At 40.4% G+C, this 21,843-nt stretch carries 26 protein-coding genes; 5 read left to right on the forward strand and 21 right to left on the reverse strand.

Annotation, left to right across the window (positions count from 1 at the left end; all coding sequences use genetic code 11):
• Positions 1 to 32 precede the first annotated feature (32 nt).
• The 7 genes from trxB to HMPREF9189_RS07700 all read right to left on the reverse strand — a co-directional run bounded on the left by trxB (position 33) and on the right by HMPREF9189_RS07700 (position 4,387).
• A complete protein-coding gene (gene trxB / locus HMPREF9189_RS07670; RefSeq protein WP_000272332.1) occupies positions 33 to 944 on the reverse strand; it encodes a thioredoxin-disulfide reductase in 912 nt (303 codons plus the stop codon).
• A 65-nt stretch (positions 945 to 1,009) separates the two neighbouring features.
• Positions 1,010 to 1,234: a DUF4059 family protein gene (locus HMPREF9189_RS07675; protein ID WP_000926603.1), complete on the reverse strand. Its 225-nt coding sequence runs from the start codon at positions 1,232 to 1,234 to the stop codon at positions 1,010 to 1,012.
• Between the two features lie 77 nt (positions 1,235 to 1,311).
• Positions 1,312 to 2,055 carry an amino acid ABC transporter ATP-binding protein gene (locus HMPREF9189_RS07680; RefSeq protein WP_000590976.1) on the reverse strand — a complete coding sequence of 248 codons (744 nt, stop codon included), beginning with the start codon at positions 2,053 to 2,055 and terminating at the stop codon, positions 1,312 to 1,314.
• The gene (locus tag HMPREF9189_RS07685; protein WP_000637477.1) at positions 2,055 to 2,855 is read right to left on the reverse strand and encodes an amino acid ABC transporter permease; all 801 of its coding nucleotides are present in this window, start codon (positions 2,853 to 2,855) and stop codon (positions 2,055 to 2,057) included. Before HMPREF9189_RS07685 ends, HMPREF9189_RS07680 begins: the two co-directional genes overlap by 1 nt.
• Positions 2,856 to 3,011: 156 nt before the next feature.
• Positions 3,012 to 3,368, reverse strand: a complete 357-nt coding sequence (locus tag HMPREF9189_RS07690) for an arsenate reductase family protein (protein WP_000889069.1) — start codon at positions 3,366 to 3,368, stop codon at positions 3,012 to 3,014.
• 12 nt (positions 3,369 to 3,380) lie between these two features.
• Positions 3,381 to 3,896: a methylated-DNA--[protein]-cysteine S-methyltransferase gene (locus HMPREF9189_RS07695; protein ID WP_009755378.1), complete on the reverse strand. Its 516-nt coding sequence runs from the start codon at positions 3,894 to 3,896 to the stop codon at positions 3,381 to 3,383.
• A complete protein-coding gene (locus tag HMPREF9189_RS07700; protein WP_000405858.1) occupies positions 3,893 to 4,387 on the reverse strand; it encodes a GNAT family N-acetyltransferase in 495 nt (164 codons plus the stop codon). Before HMPREF9189_RS07700 ends, HMPREF9189_RS07695 begins: the two co-directional genes overlap by 4 nt.
• Before the next feature lie 134 nt (positions 4,388 to 4,521).
• Between HMPREF9189_RS07700 and HMPREF9189_RS07705 the strand changes: the two genes are divergently transcribed.
• Entirely contained in the window at positions 4,522 to 4,968 is a 447-nt protein-coding gene (locus HMPREF9189_RS07705; protein ID WP_001084372.1) for a DUF1836 domain-containing protein, read from the forward strand.
• Positions 4,965 to 5,612: a hemolysin III family protein gene (locus HMPREF9189_RS07710; RefSeq protein ID WP_001097972.1), complete on the forward strand. Its 648-nt coding sequence runs from the start codon at positions 4,965 to 4,967 to the stop codon at positions 5,610 to 5,612. The genes HMPREF9189_RS07705 and HMPREF9189_RS07710 overlap by 4 nt, the downstream gene beginning before the upstream one ends.
• 19 nt (positions 5,613 to 5,631) lie before the next feature.
• Here the strand turns inward: HMPREF9189_RS07710 and pdxT are convergent, their stop codons facing one another.
• The 3 genes from pdxT to nox all read right to left on the reverse strand — a co-directional run bounded on the left by pdxT (position 5,632) and on the right by nox (position 8,619).
• Positions 5,632 to 6,213, reverse strand: coding sequence for a pyridoxal 5'-phosphate synthase glutaminase subunit PdxT (pdxT, locus tag HMPREF9189_RS07715; protein WP_000689955.1), 582 nt, complete (start codon positions 6,211 to 6,213; stop codon positions 5,632 to 5,634).
• Positions 6,214 to 7,089, reverse strand: coding sequence for a pyridoxal 5'-phosphate synthase lyase subunit PdxS (pdxS, locus tag HMPREF9189_RS07720; RefSeq protein WP_000138524.1), 876 nt, complete (start codon positions 7,087 to 7,089; stop codon positions 6,214 to 6,216). It abuts the gene before it with no gap.
• 150 nt (positions 7,090 to 7,239) lie between these two features.
• Entirely contained in the window at positions 7,240 to 8,619 is a 1,380-nt protein-coding gene (nox, locus tag HMPREF9189_RS07725) for a H2O-forming NADH oxidase (RefSeq protein WP_000036760.1), read from the reverse strand.
• A 307-nt stretch (positions 8,620 to 8,926) separates the two neighbouring features.
• On the opposite strand from nox, the gene HMPREF9189_RS07730 reads away from it, so the two are divergent.
• Genes HMPREF9189_RS07730 through HMPREF9189_RS07740 form a run of 3 tightly spaced genes read left to right on the forward strand, consistent with a single transcriptional unit; the run spans position 8,927 to position 11,742 of the window.
• Complete coding sequence (locus HMPREF9189_RS07730; RefSeq protein ID WP_025168520.1) at positions 8,927 to 9,856, forward strand: FAD:protein FMN transferase; 930 nt, start codon at positions 8,927 to 8,929, stop codon at positions 9,854 to 9,856.
• A gap of 18 nt (positions 9,857 to 9,874) precedes the next feature.
• Positions 9,875 to 10,480: an NADPH-dependent FMN reductase gene (locus HMPREF9189_RS07735; RefSeq protein WP_000915936.1), complete on the forward strand. Its 606-nt coding sequence runs from the start codon at positions 9,875 to 9,877 to the stop codon at positions 10,478 to 10,480.
• A 17-nt stretch (positions 10,481 to 10,497) separates the two neighbouring features.
• Entirely contained in the window at positions 10,498 to 11,742 is a 1,245-nt protein-coding gene (locus tag HMPREF9189_RS07740) for an NAD(P)H-dependent oxidoreductase (RefSeq protein ID WP_000673662.1), read from the forward strand.
• Positions 11,743 to 11,823: 81 nt separating this feature from the next.
• Here the strand turns inward: HMPREF9189_RS07740 and HMPREF9189_RS07745 are convergent, their stop codons facing one another.
• The 11 genes from HMPREF9189_RS07745 to HMPREF9189_RS07785 all read right to left on the reverse strand — a co-directional run bounded on the left by HMPREF9189_RS07745 (position 11,824) and on the right by HMPREF9189_RS07785 (position 21,828).
• On the reverse strand, positions 11,824 to 12,081 hold the full coding sequence (locus HMPREF9189_RS07745; RefSeq protein ID WP_000377481.1) for a DUF896 family protein: 258 nt from the start codon (positions 12,079 to 12,081) through the stop codon (positions 11,824 to 11,826).
• Between the two features lie 44 nt (positions 12,082 to 12,125).
• Positions 12,126 to 14,162, reverse strand: a complete 2,037-nt coding sequence (gene glyS / locus HMPREF9189_RS07750) for a glycine--tRNA ligase subunit beta (RefSeq protein WP_000164737.1) — start codon at positions 14,160 to 14,162, stop codon at positions 12,126 to 12,128.
• A gap of 211 nt (positions 14,163 to 14,373) precedes the next feature.
• The gene (glyQ, locus tag HMPREF9189_RS07755) at positions 14,374 to 15,291 is read right to left on the reverse strand and encodes a glycine--tRNA ligase subunit alpha (RefSeq protein ID WP_000038733.1); all 918 of its coding nucleotides are present in this window, start codon (positions 15,289 to 15,291) and stop codon (positions 14,374 to 14,376) included.
• A 424-nt stretch (positions 15,292 to 15,715) separates the two neighbouring features.
• The gene (locus HMPREF9189_RS12075) at positions 15,716 to 15,844 is read right to left on the reverse strand and encodes a hypothetical protein (protein WP_002882021.1); all 129 of its coding nucleotides are present in this window, start codon (positions 15,842 to 15,844) and stop codon (positions 15,716 to 15,718) included.
• A 55-nt stretch (positions 15,845 to 15,899) separates the two neighbouring features.
• Complete coding sequence (locus HMPREF9189_RS07760) at positions 15,900 to 17,192, reverse strand: ISLre2 family transposase (RefSeq protein WP_000488180.1); 1,293 nt, start codon at positions 17,190 to 17,192, stop codon at positions 15,900 to 15,902.
• Positions 17,193 to 17,313: 121 nt separating this feature from the next.
• Positions 17,314 to 17,541, reverse strand: a complete 228-nt coding sequence (locus HMPREF9189_RS07765) for a hypothetical protein (RefSeq protein WP_000896113.1) — start codon at positions 17,539 to 17,541, stop codon at positions 17,314 to 17,316.
• A 52-nt stretch (positions 17,542 to 17,593) separates the two neighbouring features.
• On the reverse strand, positions 17,594 to 18,400 hold the full coding sequence (locus tag HMPREF9189_RS07770) for a ParA family protein (protein ID WP_000692239.1): 807 nt from the start codon (positions 18,398 to 18,400) through the stop codon (positions 17,594 to 17,596).
• Positions 18,397 to 18,966, reverse strand: a complete 570-nt coding sequence (locus HMPREF9189_RS11880; protein WP_000350753.1) for a hypothetical protein — start codon at positions 18,964 to 18,966, stop codon at positions 18,397 to 18,399. The genes HMPREF9189_RS07770 and HMPREF9189_RS11880 overlap by 4 nt, the downstream gene beginning before the upstream one ends.
• Positions 18,967 to 19,173: 207 nt before the next feature.
• The gene (locus tag HMPREF9189_RS07775) at positions 19,174 to 20,808 is read right to left on the reverse strand and encodes a relaxase/mobilization nuclease domain-containing protein (protein WP_000260302.1); all 1,635 of its coding nucleotides are present in this window, start codon (positions 20,806 to 20,808) and stop codon (positions 19,174 to 19,176) included.
• A complete protein-coding gene (gene mobC, locus HMPREF9189_RS07780) occupies positions 20,802 to 21,194 on the reverse strand; it encodes a plasmid mobilization relaxosome protein MobC (protein WP_001171916.1) in 393 nt (130 codons plus the stop codon). The genes HMPREF9189_RS07775 and mobC overlap by 7 nt, the downstream gene beginning before the upstream one ends.
• 217 nt (positions 21,195 to 21,411) lie before the next feature.
• Positions 21,412 to 21,828 (reverse strand): hypothetical protein, encoded by a 417-nt coding sequence (locus tag HMPREF9189_RS07785; RefSeq protein WP_000180614.1) that lies wholly within the window; start codon positions 21,826 to 21,828, stop codon positions 21,412 to 21,414.
• Positions 21,829 to 21,843 lie beyond the last annotated feature (15 nt).

The raw sequence follows: 21,843 nt of genomic DNA on the forward strand, positions 1-21,843 counted from the left end.
TTTCCAATCACTTGATTGGAAACTTTTTTTGCTTAACTATGTTCTGTGATAAATTTATAGGCTTCTTGACCAGCGATAGCCCCATCCCCAACTGCTGTTGTTACTTGGCGAAGGTCTTTCTGGCGAACATCTCCAACCGCAAAGATACCTTCAACGGCTGTCTTCATGTGGTTATCTGTTACAATCCAGCCTGACTGGTCTTGAATATTCAATTCTTTAACAAAATCGCTAACAGGATCCAAACCAACATAGATAAAGACACCTCCAAAGGCTTGCTCTGTTACTTGACCTGTTTTCACATTTTCAAATACGACAGATTCTACTCGGTTTTCACCCTTGATTTCCTTAACTACAGAGTCCCAGATAAAGTTGACTTTCTCATTTGCAAAAGCACGGTCTTGCAAGACCTTTTGAGCACGAAGTTGGTCACGACGGTGAACGATAGTAACAGTCTTGGCAAAGCGAGTCAAGAAGAGAGCTTCTTCTACCGCTGAATCTCCACCACCGACTACGAGCAAGTCTTGGTCACGGAAGAAAGCTCCATCACAGACTGCGCAGTAAGAAACACCACGACTATTCAGTTCTTCTTCTCCGGGAACACCCAAGAGACGGTGTTTTGACCCAGTTGCCACGATGACAGTACGGGTTTCGTAAACTTGATCATCAGTGATTACCTTCTTATAGTCCCCCTGGTCTTCAATATTTTCAACATAGCCATAAAGATGCTCCACTCCAAGGTTTTCAAGTGGTTCAAACATTTTTTCAGCCAATTCAGGGCCACTGATGTTGGCATAACCTGGATAGTTTTCAATATCAGATGTGTTATTCATTTGCCCGCCTGGCAGACCACCTTCAATCAAAGCCACTTTCAGATTGCTACGAGCAGCATATAAGGCAGCAGTCATTCCCGCAGGTCCAGCACCGATAATAATCGTATCGTACATTTCGATTCCTTCTTTCTTGTTGTAACTATCTTTATTCTAACTAATTCTTGCTCGTCACGCAAGGATTATGCCTTGAAAACCAAGAGCAAACTCATGACGGCAAAGGATAACACCGGAACGACCAAAACTCCAATCATAATCATATCATAGAGATGAGCTTGACGAGCCTTGGCTGTCTTGTCCACACCAGACATGGCTCTCAATCCAATCCAAATCCCCAAAAAAATTACAACCAGGATGGTCGTTAAGATCAAACTCTCGAAATATAAAGAAAACAGTTGCAGCAGCATGATCTCTCTCGTTTCTATCTTTTTTAAAGAGTAAACTCAGCTAGTCCAACTAACTGAGTTTTCCTTTTTCTATTATATCAAATATAAGTCCGTTTGTAACTAGCGAAGAATTCTTTTGTTCGTTCTTCTTTCGGATGATTGATGATTTCATCCGGTGTGCCAGACTCGATGATTTTCCCTTTATCTAGGAATAAAACCTTATCTGCCACTTGGGTTACAAAAGACATATCGTGACTGACCAAAATCATGGTCTGACCTGACTTGGCAGCGTCTGCAATAGACTTTTCTACTTCACCGACCAACTCTGGGTCAAGGGCTGAAGTGGGCTCATCCAAGAGCAAGACATCTGGTTTCATAGCAAGCGCACGCGCGAGGGCAACCCGTTGCTTTTGTCCACCTGATAAATGGCGAGGATAATGGTTTTCACGGTCAGAAAGACCAACCTTGGCCAACTCTTCCTTAGCGATTTTTGTTGCTTCCTCGTCCGATAATTTCTTAACGACAACCAAACCTTCCTTGACATTGTCAAGAGCAGTTCGGCGTTCAAACAAATTAAACTGTTGGAAAACCATAGATAACTTGCGACGAAGGGTTAGGATCTCTTCTTGGCTAATCTGAGAAAAATCAACTTTAAAATTGTCAATCTGAATCGTTCCACTATCTGGAGTTTCAAGGTAGTTCAAACTACGAAGAAAGGTTGATTTCCCTGCTCCAGATGAACCAATCAAGGCTACTACTTCTCCCTTTTGGATATCCAAGTCCAGATGATCCAAGACAGTCTGTCCTGAAAAGGATTTGCTTAAATTCGAAATCTTAATCATTAACGAAGGTCTCCTTTCACATCTGTAGATACTGCATCCGGCGCTGAGATAGCCATTTTTCTCTCGATGAAACGACCGAGGCTCTCAATTCCGATATTGACTACCCAATAAACAAGAGCTACGGAGATGAAACGTTCAAAATAGCGATAATCGGCTCCACCCAAAATCTGAGCTTGGGCGAAGACCTCCACAACACCTGCACTAAAGGCTAGAGAAGTTCCCTTGGTCAAACCGATAAGGGAGTTAATCAAAGTCGGCGTCGCTACCACCGCCGCATTTGGAATAATTACACGACGGTAAACTTGCGCACGAGTCATACCCAAACTACGCGCCGCCTCAATTTCGCCTGGATTAACAGAAAGGATGGCTGCACGAATCGTTTCACTTGCATAAGCCGCCTCATTAAAAGCAAAGGCCACAATCGCAAAAAGCGCTGCTGGAATCGCATTGATATTGAAACCAGTGCCCCATTGCTGGTTAATAGCTTTCAGTGCCAAAGGAATTCCGTAGTAGGTCAACATAAGTTGGACTAGGATTGGGGTGCCTTTTAAGAAGCTGACGAAAAAGGCCTGCAAGGGATATAAAATCTTAACACGATTGATCTTAACAATGGCAAAAATCAAAGCAAGTAGCAAACCAAAGAGTGCACCTCCAAGCGTCAACATCAAGGTTGTAGGCAGTTGTTGGACAATCCTTGGAATTCCATCAAAGACCGAACGCAAACTAAAGAGCTTACCATCCGGAATGAGTTGCATCAAACTTTGGTACCAATCTGATGCTAAAAATGTTGTAACAATCATAAAAACATCCTCTCCTGATAATGATTCATTCTATCATACTTCTGTTCGCAAGCAAATTATTTGCTACGGGCTACTCAGACTTTGTCTATCTTCTAGTTTATCACACTTTAAAACAGGGAGGCTATATATTTTACCTATCAAGGAGATAAATAAAAACTATCTCAAATCTAAATTCTCATAGGTTTTTCTATAGCCGATTTGTTTAACAGCACCATTCTCCACCAAAATTGGACGTTTCAATAACATACCATCACTGGCTAGAAGCTTGGCTGCTTCTTGTTTTGACAAACTTCCTACCTTATCTTTTAGGCCTAGTTCGCGGTATTTGATCCCGCTAGTATTGAAAAATTGTTTCACTTCAAAACCGGAAGTTTCTAACCAGTTCAAAATCACTTCTTCACTTGGTGTTTCTTCTACAATATGGATATCTTGATAGTCAAGTCCGAGTTGGTCTAGTTCATTTTTTGCTTTCTTACAAGTTGAACATTTTGGGTATTCGATAAATTCTAACATCTTCTTTTCTTTCTATTTTTTATTTTCTTGAAATGCTACACCTTCATGTTGCAAGAGCCAGGCTTTCTTTTCGACTCCCGATGCATAGCCTGTCAGACGATTGCCTGATCCCAGCACACGGTGACAGGGTACGAGGATGGACCAAGGATTACGCCCCACTGCTCCGCCAATAGCTTGGGCAGAATCCACCTGCAAATCTTTCGCTATTTGACCGTAAGTCACTGTTTGACCATAAGGAATGCTCTGTAAGTAGGCCCAGACCCACTTTTCAAAATCCGTCCCAATGGGAGCCAAGGGTAGTTTTGACAAATCCTGGGATTGCCCATCAAAGTAAACATCTAAATGGGAAACAATTTGATCCAATATCGGATGACTGGCAACCTCTTCTATCTGTTCAGCTGTCAAACCTCTCTCAAAATGAGTTTGGTCCTGTACCCAAATTCCATACAGATATTGCTCGTCAGCAACTAAGGATAAGGTTCCAATTGGCGACGGGTAGAGCATTTTTGCGTACCTTTTTCCCATCATTTTTTTAATTTCTGATAGGCCAAGCGTTCCCCATCAACTGGAACTTTACCGACCTGTTGGAAACCTAGCTTTTCAAAGATATGCTGCATGGCCTTGTTTTGTGCATGCGTATCTGAACGAAAATCTAGATAATCAAAACCTTCAATCAAGCCTTCTAGGAAAGTCTGAGCAACACCTTGTCCTTGTACATCTGCTGCCACAGCGATACGGTGAAAGACCAGATATTCTGATTCTTTCCCCTGCCAACTTCCTTCATAAATGGCTTCATAGGCTTCCTCTGGGCTCTTGGTCACAGCAGCATAGGCTAGCAGTTCTCCCTCTTCCAAGGCCACATAAGCTTGGCCTGAGATAATATCATCAATAATGATGTCAGCATTTGGATAGCCATTTTGCCACTGGCCACTACCAGACTTAGCTAAACACTTTTTGGCATCCTCCATCACCTGCATAATCGCCTCTACTTCGTTTGGAAAAGCTAAACGAATCTCCATCTTTTCCCCTCTTTTCTAACTATTTTCTCTCATCATAGCATAATTTAGGGCTTTCTACAAGCAGTTGAAACTTGACTTTTGTTTTTTATTATTTTATAATCTAGTTATTAAAACTAGATAAAAAGGAGTTGGGAATGAATTCTATCTTTTCCTATCCAAAATGGGAAGAAATTCCAAACATTGACCTCTATCTGGATCAGGTTTTACTTTATGTCAATCAGGTCTGTGCCCCTATCTCTCCAGATAAGGACAAGGGGTTAACAGCATCTATGGTCAATAACTATGTCAAACATGGTTACCTGACAAAGCCTGACAAGAAAAAATACCAACGCAAACAGATTGCCCGTTTGATTGCCATCACCACTCTCAAGTCTGTCTTTTCGATCCAAGAAATCGCCCAGACACTTAATAGTCTACAAACTCAAGAGAGCTCAGACCAGCTCTACGATGCTTTTGTGGACTACATGAACCAAGGAATCGATCCAGAAAACCCTATTATCCAAACCAGCTGCCAAACGGTTAAACTGTATCATAAAACTCTAGACTTAATCCTTAGCAAAGAAGAGGAGGAAACCCAATGAATACCAGCTTAAAACTCAGTAAAAAACTCAGTTTTGGAGAAGAAATTGCCAATAGCGTGACCCATGCTGTGGGTGCTGTTATCATGCTCATCCTACTCCCTATTTCATCCACCTATAGTTATGAAGCACATGGATTTTTATCGTCTTTTGGCGTTTCTATCTTTGTTATCAGTCTATTTCTCATGTTCCTCTCGTCAACCATTTACCACTCTATGGCCTATGGTTCAACCCACAAATACGTCTTGCGGATCATCGACCATTCTATGATTTATGTGGCTATCGCAGGCTCTTATACGCCGGTTGTATTGACTTTGATGAATAACTGGTTTGGCTATCTGATCATTGCCATTCAGTGGGGAACAACCATCTTTGGCATCCTCTATAAAATCTTTGCTAAAAAGGTTAATGAGAAATTCAGCCTTGCCCTTTACCTGATTATGGGCTGGTTGGTTCTAGCTATCATTCCTGCCATTATCAGTCAAACAACGCCAATTTTCTGGAGTCTCATGGTAACTGGCGGACTCTGTTATACAGTTGGAGCTGGATTTTACGCTAAGAAAAAACCTTATTTCCACATGATTTGGCATCTCTTTATCCTAGCGGCATCTGCACTCCAATATATCGCGATTGTTTATTACATGTAAAAAAGTTGAGAATCTTTTCTCAACTTTTTTCTTTACACATATTGATAAAATACTGGTGCAAGCGCACATTATCAGTCAATTCCGGATGAAAAGAGGTTACCAGCATATTCTGTTCTTGCGCAGCAACGATTTGGTCATCTACAGTTGCTAGGATTTCCACACCCTCTCCAAGACTACTGATAATCGGACCGCGAATAAAGGTCATGGGAATCTGACCGACTCCTTTACATTCTGCCTCTGTATAAAAACTTCCTAGTTGACGCCCATAGGCATTGCGCTCAACTACTATGTCCATAGTCGCTAGATGACTTTCTTCCTGAGAAATAATTTCCTTAGCTAGCAAGATTAAACCCGCACAGGTCCCAAAAACGGGTAATCCAGATAGAATGGCTTCTCGGATGGGAATCAACATCTGTTGGTCACGCAAGAGTTTGCCCATGGTTGTAGACTCACCGCCAGGTAATATCAAACCCGCCAAGTCACTCTGATGTTGTTGAAAATCATCTAAATTTCTGATTTCTACACTAACAACACCTAACTTTTCTAGCACTTTTGCATGTTCTGCAAAGGCACCTTGCAAGGCTAATATTCCGATTTTCATCTATTTTCCTCGCTCTGCCATAAGAATTTGGATTTCATTCTCATTGATACCAACCATGGCTTCCCCTAGGTCTTCAGAGATTTGAGCCAAAATTTGAGGATTTTGGTAGTTGGTTACAGCTTTGACAATGGCACTTGCTCGTTTAACAGGGTCGCCTGATTTGAAAATACCTGAACCGACAAAGACACCCTCTGCACCCAATTGCATCATTAGCGCAGCATCTGCTGGTGTTGCAACACCTCCAGCCGCAAAGTTTACAACTGGCAACTTACCATGTTCATGGACGTATTGGACTAATTCTATAGGAACTTGGAGTTCTTTTGCTGCGACATAGAGTTCATCTTCGCGTAGATTTTGAATACGGCGAATTTCTTGATTCATCATGCGCATATGACGAACGGCTTGAACAATATCTCCTGTCCCTGGTTCTCCTTTGGTACGAATCATGGAAGCTCCTTCAGCGATACGACGCAAGGCTTCACCCAAGTCCTTAGCCCCACAGACAAAAGGAACTTGGAATTCTTTCTTGTCCACATGGAAACGGTCGTCAGCTGGAGACAGCACTTCACTCTCATCGATATAGTCAATCTCAATAGCCTCTAAAATCTGAGCTTCTACAAAATGCCCGATTCTGACCTTGGCCATCACTGGAATGCTCACTGCTTCTTGGATTTCCTTAATCATCTTTGGATCGCTCATACGGGAAACCCCACCAGCCGCACGAATATCAGCTGGAATTCGCTCCAAGGCCATAACAGCTGCCGCACCAGCAGCCTCTGCGATACGAGCCTGTTCAGGGTTCTGAACGTCCATGATAACCCCACCTTTGAGCATCTGTGCCAAGTTTTTATTTAGTTCATAACGATTTTCAGTCATTTCTTTATCCTCATCATTTGTATTGGTAGCTACCATTTCATTTTAAGCCAGATTAGAATGAAGTACAAGATAGAAAAACAATAATTGTCTGGGTACAGTAACATAAAAAACTATCTGACCTTAATTTAAGGCCAGATAGCTCAGCTATTGTTATTTTTCAGCTGTAAGTGCAGCCATTGTAATGTAGTTGTATGGTTTGTTGAAATGTGGCAAGAAGAATAGGTCTGTCAATGCCAATTTATCAATCGTTACATGCTCTTGGATAGCAAGTGAGAACATGTGGATTCCCATACTGATAGCAGCATCATGTGAAACCATTTGTGCACCAAGGATTTCGCGACTGTCTTTGTCAAAGACAATCTTGATGGCAACCTCGTGGTTGTCATGCTTCATAAATTCTGGTTTTTGAAGATCGTTAAAGCCAGTTTCAGTTGCATTGTAACCTGCTGCTTTTGCTTTTTCAAGAGTCAGACCAGTTGAAACCATGTGAAGACCATAGATTGAAATACCGTTTGATCCTTGCACACCGATTCCTTCCAATTCATGTCCACAAGCGTTATAAGCACCAACGATACCAGTACGTACAGCATTAGATGCAAGAGCGATGTAGCTTGTATCTTTACGAGCATTGTCATAAACAGTCGCACAGTCACCAACAGCATATACACCTGGGATAGATGTTTCTTGTTTCTTGTCTACAAGGAAGGCACCGTTGCGGAAAAGTTCAATCTTACCATCTGCAAGAGCTGTGTTTGGACGGAAACCAACAGCAAGAACCACCATATCCACATCAAATGTTTCTTTGTCTGTTACCAAGCGTTCAACTTTACCATCACCTTGGATGGCTTTAACTGTTTGACCAAGTGCCAAGCGGATGTTATGGTCTTCCAAGTTTTTCGCCATCATTTGGGTAAAGTCTTTGTCATAGTAGCCGTTCAAAACAGTGTCTACGATATCAACAAGCACCACTTCTTTTCCAAGACGTTCGAAAGCTTCAGCCAGCTCAACACCGATGTAACCACCACCAACAACGGCAATGCGCTCAAGGTGTTTGCTCTTGTCAGCAAGTTTTTCGATGACTTCTTCTGCATTTTGGTACAACTTAACAAATTGAACATTTTCAAGTGTTGCTTTGAATTCTCGGTTACCCTTAACGATTTCAACACCTTCGATTGGAGGCAAGATTGGAGTTGAACCAGTTGCAAAGATTAATTTATCATAAGACTCTTTGTGTTCTTTACCTTCAACTTCAGCAGTCACAACTTTGTTATCGTAGTCAATTGAAAGAACTGGTGAGTTCATGTAAATTTTAGCACCTTTTGCTTCCAATTTTTCTTTATCAGAGTAGAAGAGACCTTCTGGGCCATCAATTTGTTCTCCGATCCAAAGCGCCATTCCACAACCAAGGAATGAAATATTTGAGTTTTGGTCAAATACTACGATTTCGTTCTCATGACCAAAGTTATCCAACATCGTATTAATACAAGCTGTACCAGCGTGGTTAGCACCAACTACAACGATTTTACTCATAGAAAAATTCCTACCTTTAATTTTTGATTTACTTTTCTAGTATATCATTTACTGTTAGCGTTTACAAGACATTTGCTCAGAATTCTCTTTTTTTCAGAAAAAAATACACTTAATATTAACAAACCTTATTTTTCTATCGTTTTCATTCTAATTTTGAGCATATTTCTTGACTTTTTGTCAAAATACATTTGTGAAAACGCTGACTTTATGGTATGCTAGTTACATGGAAATAAAATGTAAGGGGTTTAATTTTTCTTTAACCAACTTATATTGAATGATTTCCTATAAAAAGAAAGGAGCTGGTAGCTTGCCTCTTCATTCACGTTCTGAACGGCTAATGGGAACAACTATCACGATTTCATTAGTAGATGAGCGAGCAGAAATCCTGCTTCAGGGCGCTTTTGACTTGCTCAAGGAGCTCGAATACCGCTTCAACGCCAATAGTCAAAAATCCGAACTGATGGAAATCAACTACCAAGCTGGAATCACACCTGTTAAGGTTCATCCTGACCTGTTTGAACTGATTGCTCTTGGACTAGAGCACAGCCTAGCTCCCTCTAGCCATCTAAATATCAGTATCGGTCCCTTGATTCAAACCTGGCGAATCGGCTTTTCAGATGCACGACTTCCAGAGTTAAACGAAATCGAAGCTGTCTTGCCTCTAGTTGACCCGCATTTTATCAAGTTGGATCCGACTAGCTCTGCTGTTTTTTTAGAGAAGAAAGGAATGAAGCTTGATTTAGGTTGCTTAGCCAAAGGCTATAGTGCAGATAAGGTTGCCCAGTATTTGAAAACACACGGTGTCACCTCTGCCTTGATCAATCTCGGAGGAAATATCCTCACCATCGGGAATAACCAAGCCAAAGAAGGGAATGCCTGGCAGATTGGGATTCAAGATCCGCGAAATCCTCGTGGCAGTCATCTCCTAACTATCCCTGCTTCTAACAAATCCGTTGTCACTTCAGGTATCTATGAACGCCACCTGACAGTAGATGGAAAAGACTACCACCATATCTTTGATAGTAAGACAGGATTTCCTGTCGAAACCGATCTTGCTAGCCTAACGATTATCTCAGATAAATCCGTTGATGGTGAGATTTGGACAACCCGCCTATTTGGAGAACGTAGCACTTCTATCCTCTGGCAAGTCGAAAGTTTAGATGGTATCGAAGCCATTCTCATCGACAAAGAGGGACGCCTTGCATGTTCTTCAGGCCTTCAAAATTGTATTATGTAAAAAGAGAAAGGAAATCTCATGCTAAAACTTATTGCCATTGTTGGAACGAACTCTAAACGTTCTACAAATCGCCAATTGCTCCAATACATGCAAAAACACTTTGCTGATAAAGCTGAAATTGAACTCGTTGAAATCAAGGATATCCCTGTTTTCAACAAGCCAGCAGATAAGCAACTTCCAGATGAAATTCTTGAAATTGCTGCTAAAATTGAAGCATCTGACGGTGTGATTGTCGGTACTCCTGAGTACGACCACTCTATCCCTGCAGTTTTGATGAGCGCTCTTGCTTGGCTATCTTACGGTATCTACCCACTTTTGAACAAACCAATCATGATCACTGGTGCTTCCTATGGTACACTTGGTTCATCTCGTGCCCAATTGCAGCTTCGTCAAATCTTGAACGCTCCTGAAATTAAGGCAAATGTTCTACCAGATGAATTCTTGCTTTCTCACTCTCTTCAAGCATTTAACCCAAGTGGTGACTTGGTTGATCTTGACGTCATCAAGAAATTGGATGCCATCTTTGATGACTTCCGTATCTTTGTGAAGATTACTGAGAAATTGCGCAATGCACAAGAATTGCTTCGCAAAGATGCTGAAGAATTCGACTGGGAAAATTTGTAAGATAGGAGACCGAAAGAATGAAATTTGTTGGACTTGTTGGATCAAACTACGATCAATCATATAACCGCAAACTCTTGGAATTTATCCGTCGCAATTTCAAATTCAAATTTGAATTAGAAGTTCTTGAAATCGACGAAGTTCCAATGTTTAACCAAGACGAAAAATGGGACGACAGTTTCCAATTACGTTTCTTGTATAACAAGATTACGCGTGCTGATGGTGTCATTATCGCCACTCCTGAGCACAACCACACTATCTCAGCTTCTCTCAAATCTGTACTTGAATGGCTTTCATACGAAGTTCATCCATTTGAAAACAAGCCTATTATGATTGTGGGAGCATCATACTACGACCAAGGAACTTCACGTGCCCAAGTTCACCTTCGTAAAATCCTTGACGCTCCAGGTGTTAATGCCTACACGCTTCCAGGTAACGAATTCCTTCTTGGTAAAGCTAAGGAAGCTTTTGATAACGACGGAAATATCACCAACGAAGGAACTGTTAAATTCCTTGAAACTTGCTTAGATAACTTTGTAAAATACGTAGGAGTCGTTTCAAAATTGAAAAAACCAAAACCAATCGAACCAGAAGATTTGGATTGTGGAAAACCAATCGCTACAACCATCACAGAAGTTGATCCTGACGATCCAGAATGGGTAGAAAAAGTTGCTGCAATCACTGGAGCTGTTTCTGGTGATACCTATGTCAAACTGGACCACGGTATCCTGACAGTTAACCAAATTGATATGTTCTTGAAAGCTATGCCATTTGAATTGACATACGCTGACGATAATAACCAATTCCTCTACTACAACAACGCTCACCAAGATCCAGACACCATGTTTGCCAAACGTGTACCACCTCAATCAGGTAACCGTATGTCGACTGTTCATAACTCTCTTCCACCAGCACGTATGAAGAATGTAGAGTGGGTTATCGGAACACTTCGCAACGGAAACCAAGAATACGTCCGTACGATCGTTCCAGGTTCTCCTGCAGGTGTCATCAACACCCACAACTACCAAGCGATGTACTATCCTGACGGATCATACGCTGGTATCAATGAAATTGTCTTTAACTTCCAACCATGGCTTGACTGGTACCTAAAAGAAACGGGTCAACGTTTGGTAGGTGGTAGCGGACCATTTGCTCCTGTCGCTGGAGGTCATGGAGACGCTGATGCTACTTCTGGCGCTTCTGATTCAGGTGACGCTGGAGGCCACGGTGGTGGCGCAGACGCTACTTCTGGCGCAAGTAACTAAGAAACACAAAAGGAGCCAAATGGCTCCTTTTTTATTGCAACAGAAAAGGGGATTGTAAATCATCTACAAACCCCTTTCATTTTATGAGTTAGGATCATCCAAACTACGACCATGTAAACCTTTTTCACGTTGCACTTGGCGTAGTTTTTCTGGCGTTACGTCATTTCCTTCCTCGTCCACAATTTTAATTCCTTCAATATGGTGACGAACAGCACGACGATAGCCTTCAATGTATTCCTCACGAAGTTTAGCTTGTTCCACCTTTTCAGCAGAAGTTAAGCCTTCTGTTTTTTTCTTTTTAGCGAGCTCGTTGATACGAGCGATTTTTTTTGAATCCATGTTTATCTCCTTTGTAAAAAGATACAGTTTGTTTAATAGAGAGTCTACTTGGTATTGATTTGATTAAAGCGTGCAAGCTTAGCTGCTTTCTTGGTTAATTGCGACAAGATGGCCAATCGATTTTGACGAATATCTTGATCATCGGTCATTACCATAGTATTCTCAAAGAAAGCATCAATAATTGGGCTAAGCGCAAAGAGTTGTTCTAATTGCTGACTTGCAGTCCCTGATAAAACGAGTGACTCTACTGCTTCCGCCAAGGCTTTCTCTTCTTCATTTTCAAAAAGAGCAGAATCAACTGTTTCAGATCCTTCAGCTTTCTCAGACAAGTTGAAAGCACGTGAGAGAGATTCGACAGATGATTTGAAGTTTTCTTCTTTGCTTGCTTCTACAAGAGCACTTACTGCTTCCAACATATCCGCCACGACAAAGTTCGAGCTTGCAAGAACCGCTTCCTTAATGTCTTTTGGAGTTGAACCCATCATCTTATCAACACGAGCCTTGATAAAGTCCATGACCTCTGCTTTATTTCCATAAGTCAAGCTGTCAAATTTCAAAGTGTAAAGGCTATCAATCAACTCATCCATAGCAATGTGCCAACCAAAAGCATCCAAAATACGAACTACACCTTGCGTTGCACGACGAAGGGCATAAGGGTCATTAGAACCTGATGGAATCAAGCCCACTGAGAAGAAACTCAAAATCGTATCCAATTTGTCTGCAATGGCTAGAATGGCTCCGATCTTGCTCTCTGGGAGAGCTCCATCCGCTGATGTAGGCATGTAGTGTTCACGAATGGCAGCCGCAACTGCTGGAGTTTCACCAGCAAGAAGGGCATATTTCTCACCCATAATTCCTTGGAGTTCATCAAACTCACCAACCATCCCTGTCAACAAGTCAAACTTATAAATGGATGCTGCGCGGGCAAGATCAATCGTTTCATCCACTGATAAACCAGCTTTTTCCGCCAAAAGGACGGCAATCTGACCTGTACGAATCATGTGTTCACGAAGGGAACCAATCTTTTCGTGGAAGGTGACGTTGTTTAATTTTTCAACAAGATCAGAAATAACCAATTTTTGGTCTTCACGCCAGAAGAATTCACCGTCTTCCAAACGGGCAACCAAGACTTTTTCATTACCCTTGATGACATTTTCCAAATACTCTGCGTTTCCATTACGAACAGAAATGAAGTTTGGCAAGAGTTTACCATCCTGATCACGAACAACAAAGTAACGTTGGTGTTCCTTCATCGAAGTCACCAAAACTTCTTCTGGAACTTCAAGGTATTTGGCATCAAAACTTCCCATGAAGGCAGTTGGGTATTCAACCAAGTTCAAGACTTCGTTCAGCAAGTCAGCATCAATTTCGATACGTACACCATGTTTTGCCTCGATTTCCTTGATTTGATCAACAATCATTTGCTCACGTTCACGAGGATCCGCGATTACAAACTGTGCACGAAGGTCTTCTTCATAGCTCAATGCTGACTGAATCTTAGTTTCTTGTCCCAAGAAACGATGACCACGGCTCACACGACCCCCCTTGATATCAAGGAAATCCAAATCAAACTCTTGCTCGTCCAAGAGAACTGTCAAAGTGTGTACAGGGCGGATATACTCAAAAGTGTTGTTAGCCCAGTGCATGCTGACAGGGAAAGTCAATGACTTCAAGACGTCTACTACACCTGGAACAATGTTCTCAACTGGTTGGCCCACTTCTTCCTTGGTAACATAGACATACTCTTCACCCTTGATTTCACGGAATTCAATATCTTCAACTGTCAAGCCTTTCCCACGGACAAATCCTTGAGCTGCTTTGGTGAAGTTTCCATCACCATCCAAGGCAATTTTCTTTGCTGGTCCCTTGAAATCTTCTGTCAAATCAGACTGTTTGTCTGCAAGACCAGTGACACGAACAGCCAAACGGCGTGGTGTTGAGAAGGTTTGAATTGCTTCAAAAGATAGGCGATTTTCTTTGAGAAAGGCTGCCATTTTTTCACCTAGTTGTTTTTCGCTTGGAGTTACTACGTAGGCTGGTAACTCTTCAAGACCGAGTTCTACTAATAAGTTTTTTGTCATGTTTTTTCTCCGAAAGGTATCTTTTTATTTTCCAGTTTGCCTTATGTGATTGGTACGCAAGCAACCAACTTCGTTGTTTCATTGCTAAAATTGGAGTCGAAAGTCTCCAATTTTGCCTAGTATCCTTAGCTTCACTAAGGATACCTTCATCACTGCGGCAACTGGATCAGGGCTCACTCCGTTCGCCCATTTTCGTAATTTGTCACTCTCTTTATTCTGCGTCTTCTGCTAAGAGTTTAGCTCGTGTCGCCTCATCCAAAAGTGGGTAGCCTAGGCGTTTGCGTTCCGCAACAAAGGTTTTAGCTACGACACGGGCCAAGTTACGGATACGAGCGATATAGCCCGCACGCTCGGTTACAGATACGGCACCACGCGCGTCAAGCAGGTTAAAAGTGTGTGAACATTTGAGAACATAGTCATAGGCAGGATGAACCAAGCCCTCTTCCAAGGCACGACCAGCTTCCTTTTCAAACTTATCAAAGTTTTCAAGCAACATTTCTTGATCCGAAATTTCAAATGAATATTTTGAGTGCTCGTACTCAGGCTGGATGAAGATTTCTCCATATTTTACGCCATCGGCCCACTCGATATCATAGACAGAGTCCACTTCTTGAATGTAAGAAGCCAAACGTTCCAAACCATAGGTAACTTCCGCAGTCACAGGGCCAGTTGCCAATCCACCAACTTGTTGGAAATACGTGAACTGAGTGATTTCCATCCCATCAAGCCAAACTTCCCATCCAAGACCAGCTGAACCAGTTGAAGGATTTTCCCAGTTGTCCTCAACGAAACGGATATCGTGTTCCAAAGGATTGATTCCCAATTTTTCCAATGACTCAAGGTAAAGCTCTTGGATATTTGATGGAGAAGGCTTCATGACCACTTGGAATTGGTGGTGTTGGTAAAGACGGTTCGGGTTTTCACCATAACGACCGTCAGCAGGACGACGTGATGGCTCTACATAAGCCGCATTCCATGGCTCAGGCCCGATTGCACGAAGGAAAGTGTAGGGACTCATGGTTCCCGCACCTTTTTCATTGTCATAGGCCTGCATAAGCATACAACCTTGGTCATTCCAAAATTGTTGCAAAGTAAGGATGATTTCCTGGAAAGTCAATTTTTTAGACATTATTTACTCCTTTTTATAAATTCTTGTGACTTTGGATACAAAAAGAACCGTGTCTTTACTCCTAAGTCTGTGACCTAGGGGCGTCAGAAACGCGGTTCCACCCTAATTTATTACTTCATTGTTTTTTAAAATACGACAGAAAGCGCCAGTTTCTTACCTTGTCCTACTTGGCTCCCACTATCCCAAGCTCGCTTGAAGAACGCCATAAGACTTTCTTTCCTAGCTAGTATTATAGCAGATTTCCTAGCTAGTGTAAACCAAAAATGAGTCTGAGTTTGTGTCTAAATTTTTGGGAATAATTAAATATCCTTATAACTCAATAAGAAAGCGAGATTTTTCAGACAAAAAAACTGGAAAAAGTTTCTCACTTTACCCCAGCCCTTGACTATATTGCACTATTTATGCTACAATATTGTTTGACTGATTAAGCAAAGTGTTGGTTTGTCTTAATCGGTGGTGTAGAAGTTGCTGCTTCTACACCTTTTTCGTTTTTCTTTACTATATTATTGTAACACACATTAGGCAAAAAAGCAACTATTTTGTATAAAAACATGACAAAAACACCTCTAAAAAATCTTTTTTTAGAGGCTTTTGTCTGCCTATTTGTATTATTTATGCCCTCTTTTTCTGATAACAGCTTTATGTGGCCTATGGTTAATACGAAATCCTGCACCTAGTCCCGTATCCCTAAATTCTTCATACTCTTGTCTCCAAGATCCAAAAAATAGATTGTATAGCTGATCATTTCGTTCAAGGAGTATCATTCTGGCCATAGTACAAGCCCCTTCGATGGACCAATACATCCCTCGATGTTTCATGCGGTAAGTGACCTTTCGGTGCTGACTCTCCATTACCCCGATACCACGTGAGGACAATCCTCTAAGTTTAGGTGGCCTAGTGTCACAGAAATTTCTTAATAATTTCTTACGAAAATTGTAAAAATTATCAAGAGCTTCCTGGCTTTCTATGAGAGATTCAACTGTATCTAGTACGGTCTGAAGCAGGCTCTTCTGATGATTTTTGATGGCCTTAAAAGCAAGATCAAGTAGTGTAGACGGGTACGGCTTCAGGAATCGTTTAAGTTCTTCATTGACATGATAGGCATCCCAGAAATGCTCATGACGTTTAATCCGTAGGACCTTCTTAATTTCTTGAAATACTCTGCGAGAATATCCTTTACCATTGTCCGAGTTAGTGATAAGAAGAGTTCGATCAGTGATTTCAAAATGATTATAGAGATAGTCTATCAATTCTTCCTTTGCTTCTTCATGGCTTGTATGGATAATCTCATGCTTATTCTCTAGTACATACCGATTATTACCAACCTTCTTTGCTCCAGTATGAATCAGGAAATGGGCTAAGTCTGTATTGTGTCGTTCATCATTGCTTGATGTTGTCTTGACGAGCACACCATCTCCCTCCAGGTAGATTTTATCTGCCTGGATTTTTTTCGGTTGCTCATCACCTCTAAAAAGCCGATAGCGTTCCCTATCTGAAAAGAGTCTGCCTGCCATTTTTACAGACTTCAAAACAGCGTCCTTTGTTATCTCCAGGCGATAAGCCATCTTAACTGTTCGACAAACTTCACGGTAGGATAAAACAGAAGCGTGTTTTGCCATGTGAAAAATCAACTCAGGAGAATAACGCATATACTTTTCTAGACCTAGCCACTCATCTACGGGATAACAACTTTTCTTTCCCTTTCGCCAGCGATTCCTAGAGAAGGTCACCTCTCCAAATGTAAAAACAACTGTCCTCTCTGTACTATCTATCCGCTTATATCCCCTCAGTCTCATGGAGGGAGCAATCTGCTCGTCATAATCTCTTACTCGCTTCAGGAATTGCTGCTCACGTTTGCGATCTAGTTCTGCGACAAATTCTTTTTCATCAAATCTAAACATACTCTCTATTGTACTGAAATCATGACTAGATTGAAAACATCACAAACTTTCTACAAGACTCTTTCAAAAATAAAAGCCTTCCCTTATTGGGAAGGTTGTTTAATTATAAATATAATTATATTTATAACGATAAACTTTCGATTAGTTTATCAAGATAATCTGATGCAGACTTTGCTCCAGCTGCTTTAGCAATTTTATCCAATTTTTTCCTATTGCTTGGTTTTAAAGTAAACTGAAATTGCTTTTTGCGTTCAAAACTTTCAAAATTGGCTACATCTGAAACCTGCTCAGGTTGATGGGTTGCTTCGATAATCTGTGAAATCTCTTTTTCTTTTGGTGTGAATGCCATGACAATCTCCTTCTAATTATATTTATAATTGTATTTGTGTTTATAAATATAATTATATTGTATCATAAATTTTTGAAAAAGTCTGCTCCAGCTCAGTGAAAAACTTTTTGTGTTTTTGATAAAGTTCAGGATTCTCCCTCATATCTGCAATAGAGATCTTATCAATCGTGGAATGATTGAATAACTCTTTTGCTGGTACGATGCCTAGAAGGTTATCTGTTCCCTTCTCTTTAGCTTCCAGTCCCAAAGCTTCCAGTAACTCTCTTGATGATCCATAGTTCGGTCGGATCATATTTGCTAGGAAATATAGCTCAGCAGTAATGTATGATTCCCTTGTACGATAGTCAATTACATCCTTTCTGAATGCTTCTAACCGAGTTGATAGATTGAATTTGGCATTATAACCAAACTCTGAAGGAGTCAAGGGACTAATAATAGCGTGACTGACCGCAACAGCATTTTTAGTAGCTGTCGCAAAGTCTGGTCTACAATCAATCAAGATATAGTCAAACTGCTCCAACTTTTTCTTTTCGTAGTTATCCTCTAGCCAAAGATAAAGTAGCATATTTTTCTTATCGCTGTTCTCCAGATCTCGTTCCACCGTGTCAAGCTGAACTGAACCTGGAATTAGACTGATATTTTCCTTGACTTGCTTAATATCCACATCTCCACCTTTAAAAGCATTAGCAATCGTATTCTTACTTTCGTAAATATTATAGCACTGAGTCAAATTACACTGATGGTCTAAGTCTATAAAGAGAATCTTATGCCCTTTCTTAGCCAACCATTCCCCATAATTAAAAGTTAAAGTTGTTTTCCCAACGCCACCTTTGATAGCGGCAAATGTGATAATCTTCATTTGATATCCTCCTGAAACTGATACTCAACAATCTTATTTTTCGAGCTTTCAATCAAAGTCATTTTTTTCCACTCATTTTTAGTATGTTTTACTTTCCATAGCGGAATAAATCCAAATAACATTAACCTACCGGCATAGAGCGTATCGTCTTCGGTGGCTTCGGTGTCTTCGGGACATTCTATCCAATGATATAACGGGTTAGTGTTAACAGTAGATACAATCTCACAAGAAATATATTCAGTAGGTGAGAAATATTCTGCAATAAGTAAACTTAAAATTCTATGCCATAGTTCTTCATAATTTTCAAAGACATATTTCCAAAAATAGTCCCCTTTTTGACGATCTCCTATCCAGCCCCAAAATCGTATTTTCTTTTCCATAAGTCGAACCTCGATTGCCATTGTGCGATTTTTTGAAAATTCAAAAACGATTCTGTTCTCATTACCTTTCTCTAGGCTACCATCAAAATAAACAATCCCTAATAATTTCAAGGATTCCTTAAGATTCTCCTCTTTGGCAACATTCTCAACTTGGTTTTGAAAACCATAAACGTCAAAAATATCCATCGTCTTCCTCCTGTTTTTCTATACTTCTATTATACCACTATAATTATATTTGTCAATATGTTTATAATTATATTTATAATTATTTTCGCAATGAAGTTTCTCCTTCCCTTTCGTCAGCAATTCCTAGAAAAGGTTATCTCTCCAAATGTAAAGAGAACTGTTATCTCTGTACTGAAATCATGACTAGATTGAAAACAGCAGAAACTTCTACAAGACTTTTTCATCCTCAAATCTTCGGTCAACTTTCTCTTCACGACTACGCACGTGCTCCTTAATATCTCTATAATCTGTGTAATGTTTTAGAGTATCGTCAAAGAACTCTTGTAAGGCTCCTTTTTCAATTTGGAATTGTTTAATCAGTTGACTGACATCTTCCAGTCCCATATCTTTTGGAACTCCTAAATCATCCAATAGTTGTACCGCTGCAAGACTGTTTTCTGGAGATTGCTGGATGGCTAAAAGCGCTCCTTCAATTTTATGATAACGTCCAAGTCGCTCATCTAGCTGTCTTAATTCCTCCTGGGTAGCCTCAATCTTTTCATTAAATCGCTCCTCCAAATGTTGAAATTGTGTTCCATCTGTTACGCCGTGCTCGACTAAGAAATTATATTCCTTAATCAGTTCACGCATAGAGGAAATTTGAGCGTTTTTAGTTACAAGTGTTTCTCCATTTTGTTTGGCCAATTGCCTTGCGACAGTCAAGCCCATCATGTATCTATTTTTTTGAGATTGATCAGGATTGAGAAAATAAAAATAGTCTTTCTCTTTGATATAGATGGTATAATTTCCATCCTCATTTTTATCAACTTTATGAGAAGGTATTAAAATTGTACCACTATTTAAAGCTCCCATATCCATCTGCACGTAAATGCCTTGCTTGCTTTCTTGCTCGACCTGCCAGGATTCCACTTCCAATTTCAATTCAAAATCATTTGCCGTTTTTTCTTTTGATTCTTGATATTGTTCTTTCAATTCCTCCACATCAAAAACTAACTGATTCTTAGAAATTCTCTCTTTTATTTTTTCAAGAGAATAGAGTCCTTTCTTCGATAATGTATCATCTCGGACATTTCTTTGTTGGGGCTGATCGAGCAATTTATACTTCACAAATTTACCAGAGAAATCAATCTGAAGATTAAGCGCAGCTGCCTTTTGTTTGAAATCTTCTAGCGACAAAGAGTGCTTCAGAAGGAAATCCAGACGCTCCTTAATTTCAAACCGATAATTATTTTGCCTCCGCCAAGCAGAATACTTTGTATAAGAATTTTTCATTGTAGGCTCAATAATTTTAGCGCCATACCGTGCTGCATGCTTGTCCGATATTGCCCTCAAATTTTTCAAGGTTTTCTTTTCCCAGCGAAATTTCTTGAGCGTTGAAGTATTGGTGGTATTAAGTATGATATGGTTATGAAGATGATCTTTATCCGTGTGGGTTGCAATCACAAACTCATAATTTCCACCTGTCAATTCTAACATCGTTTGACGGCCAATTTCATGAACCTGCTCAGGAGTCAAGTTATCATCTGGAGAAAAAGACTGGATAATGTGATGAGCCAATACTTGTTTTCCTGAAGATAATTCTTTCAAGTCATCATCTCCTTTTTTAAAGGCTGCAGCTAATTTTGTCATGACCATTTCTTCATCTGCTACACTAAAATCAGAGATCCCATTTCCAGATACTAGCTTCATTTGAAGCTCACCATTATGATAGACAAGAGGAAAATCAAGATCACTTTCTGCAGTTTCTGATACAAGAGTTTTCGCTTCATTCAGAATATAGCGTACAGCTATTTTTAAATTGGAAGGAGTTTTAATTTGTTTGGGTGTTTTGATTACTACCATTCGTCATACGTCCTTATTGTTTTCACTTTTCGTTCCTGTAAACTTTTCTTCTCCGCACTAGAAAGTTTGACAGCCACCATCTCTTTCAACTCAGATAGATAGTCAATGACTTGTGCCACTTCCTCTGGCGTAACCCCTTGATTTTCATTAGCATGTTTAGCAATTTGGTTGATGTTCGTACCCACTCGATTGATAGCAACTCGAAGGTCTTTCAATTCGGAAAAATCAATTTGAACCACCTTCCCTTGTACCAGTTGATTCTTCGCATAGTATTGAAAAGATGGAACTCCCATTTGGGCCATCGCCGTTTTAATTTGACGATCTTCCTCTGGTGTTAGTCGTATCAATTTTTGTATATAGCGTTTTCTATTTTCTCGTTTCTGCATTATTTTTTTATCCTCTTTCTCTCAAAGTCTCTGACATTTTCTGAACAGGCATCAGCCCCTGACTTCCTTGTGGCAAGCGTAGCAAATGGATATCCATTTGCGAAATTTAAAAAAATCAGAGAAGGAGAACCTTGTAGTTTTCCTTCTTGATTTTCTCAGTTTTGGGGAAATCCCCAAGCCCCTTTCCTATATCTTTTGGAGTACAACCTCTAACAATTTATCGCAACCAACTGAAGATGTTTTTGAAAATAGATGATTGCTTATCACTATTTTCTACACTTTTTTCTTTCTGACCTTGTAACTTTTCAGCTAGGACAGAAAGTTGTTGAGTAGTTAGAGGCTGGAAAATAGACTGCCCAATTTGTATTTCTGTCAGTAAGATTTTTTCAGTGAGTACAGCTTGAAATTCTTCATCTGTGACCATCTTGAGTAGCTCAATATTTTCTTCTTCCCACTCCAAAAGAGCAGGATCTCCTTCAGGTAGTTGAGACTGTTCTTCCTCTAGTTGCTCCAGAACTTTTTGGCGAGTCAAGTCTTTAGCGTTTGGCGATACTCCTTGAACTCTGTCTCCATCCATGATTGGAATAAAGTCTGAAAGGATGATGATTAGTTGTTCTTCTTGTTCATTGGTCATGAGTGTTGTCCTCCT

The sequence above is a fragment of the Streptococcus sp. oral taxon 071 str. 73H25AP genome (genome assembly GCF_000146755.1).
Taxonomy (GTDB): Bacteria; Bacillota; Bacilli; order Lactobacillales; family Streptococcaceae; genus Streptococcus; species Streptococcus oralis_T.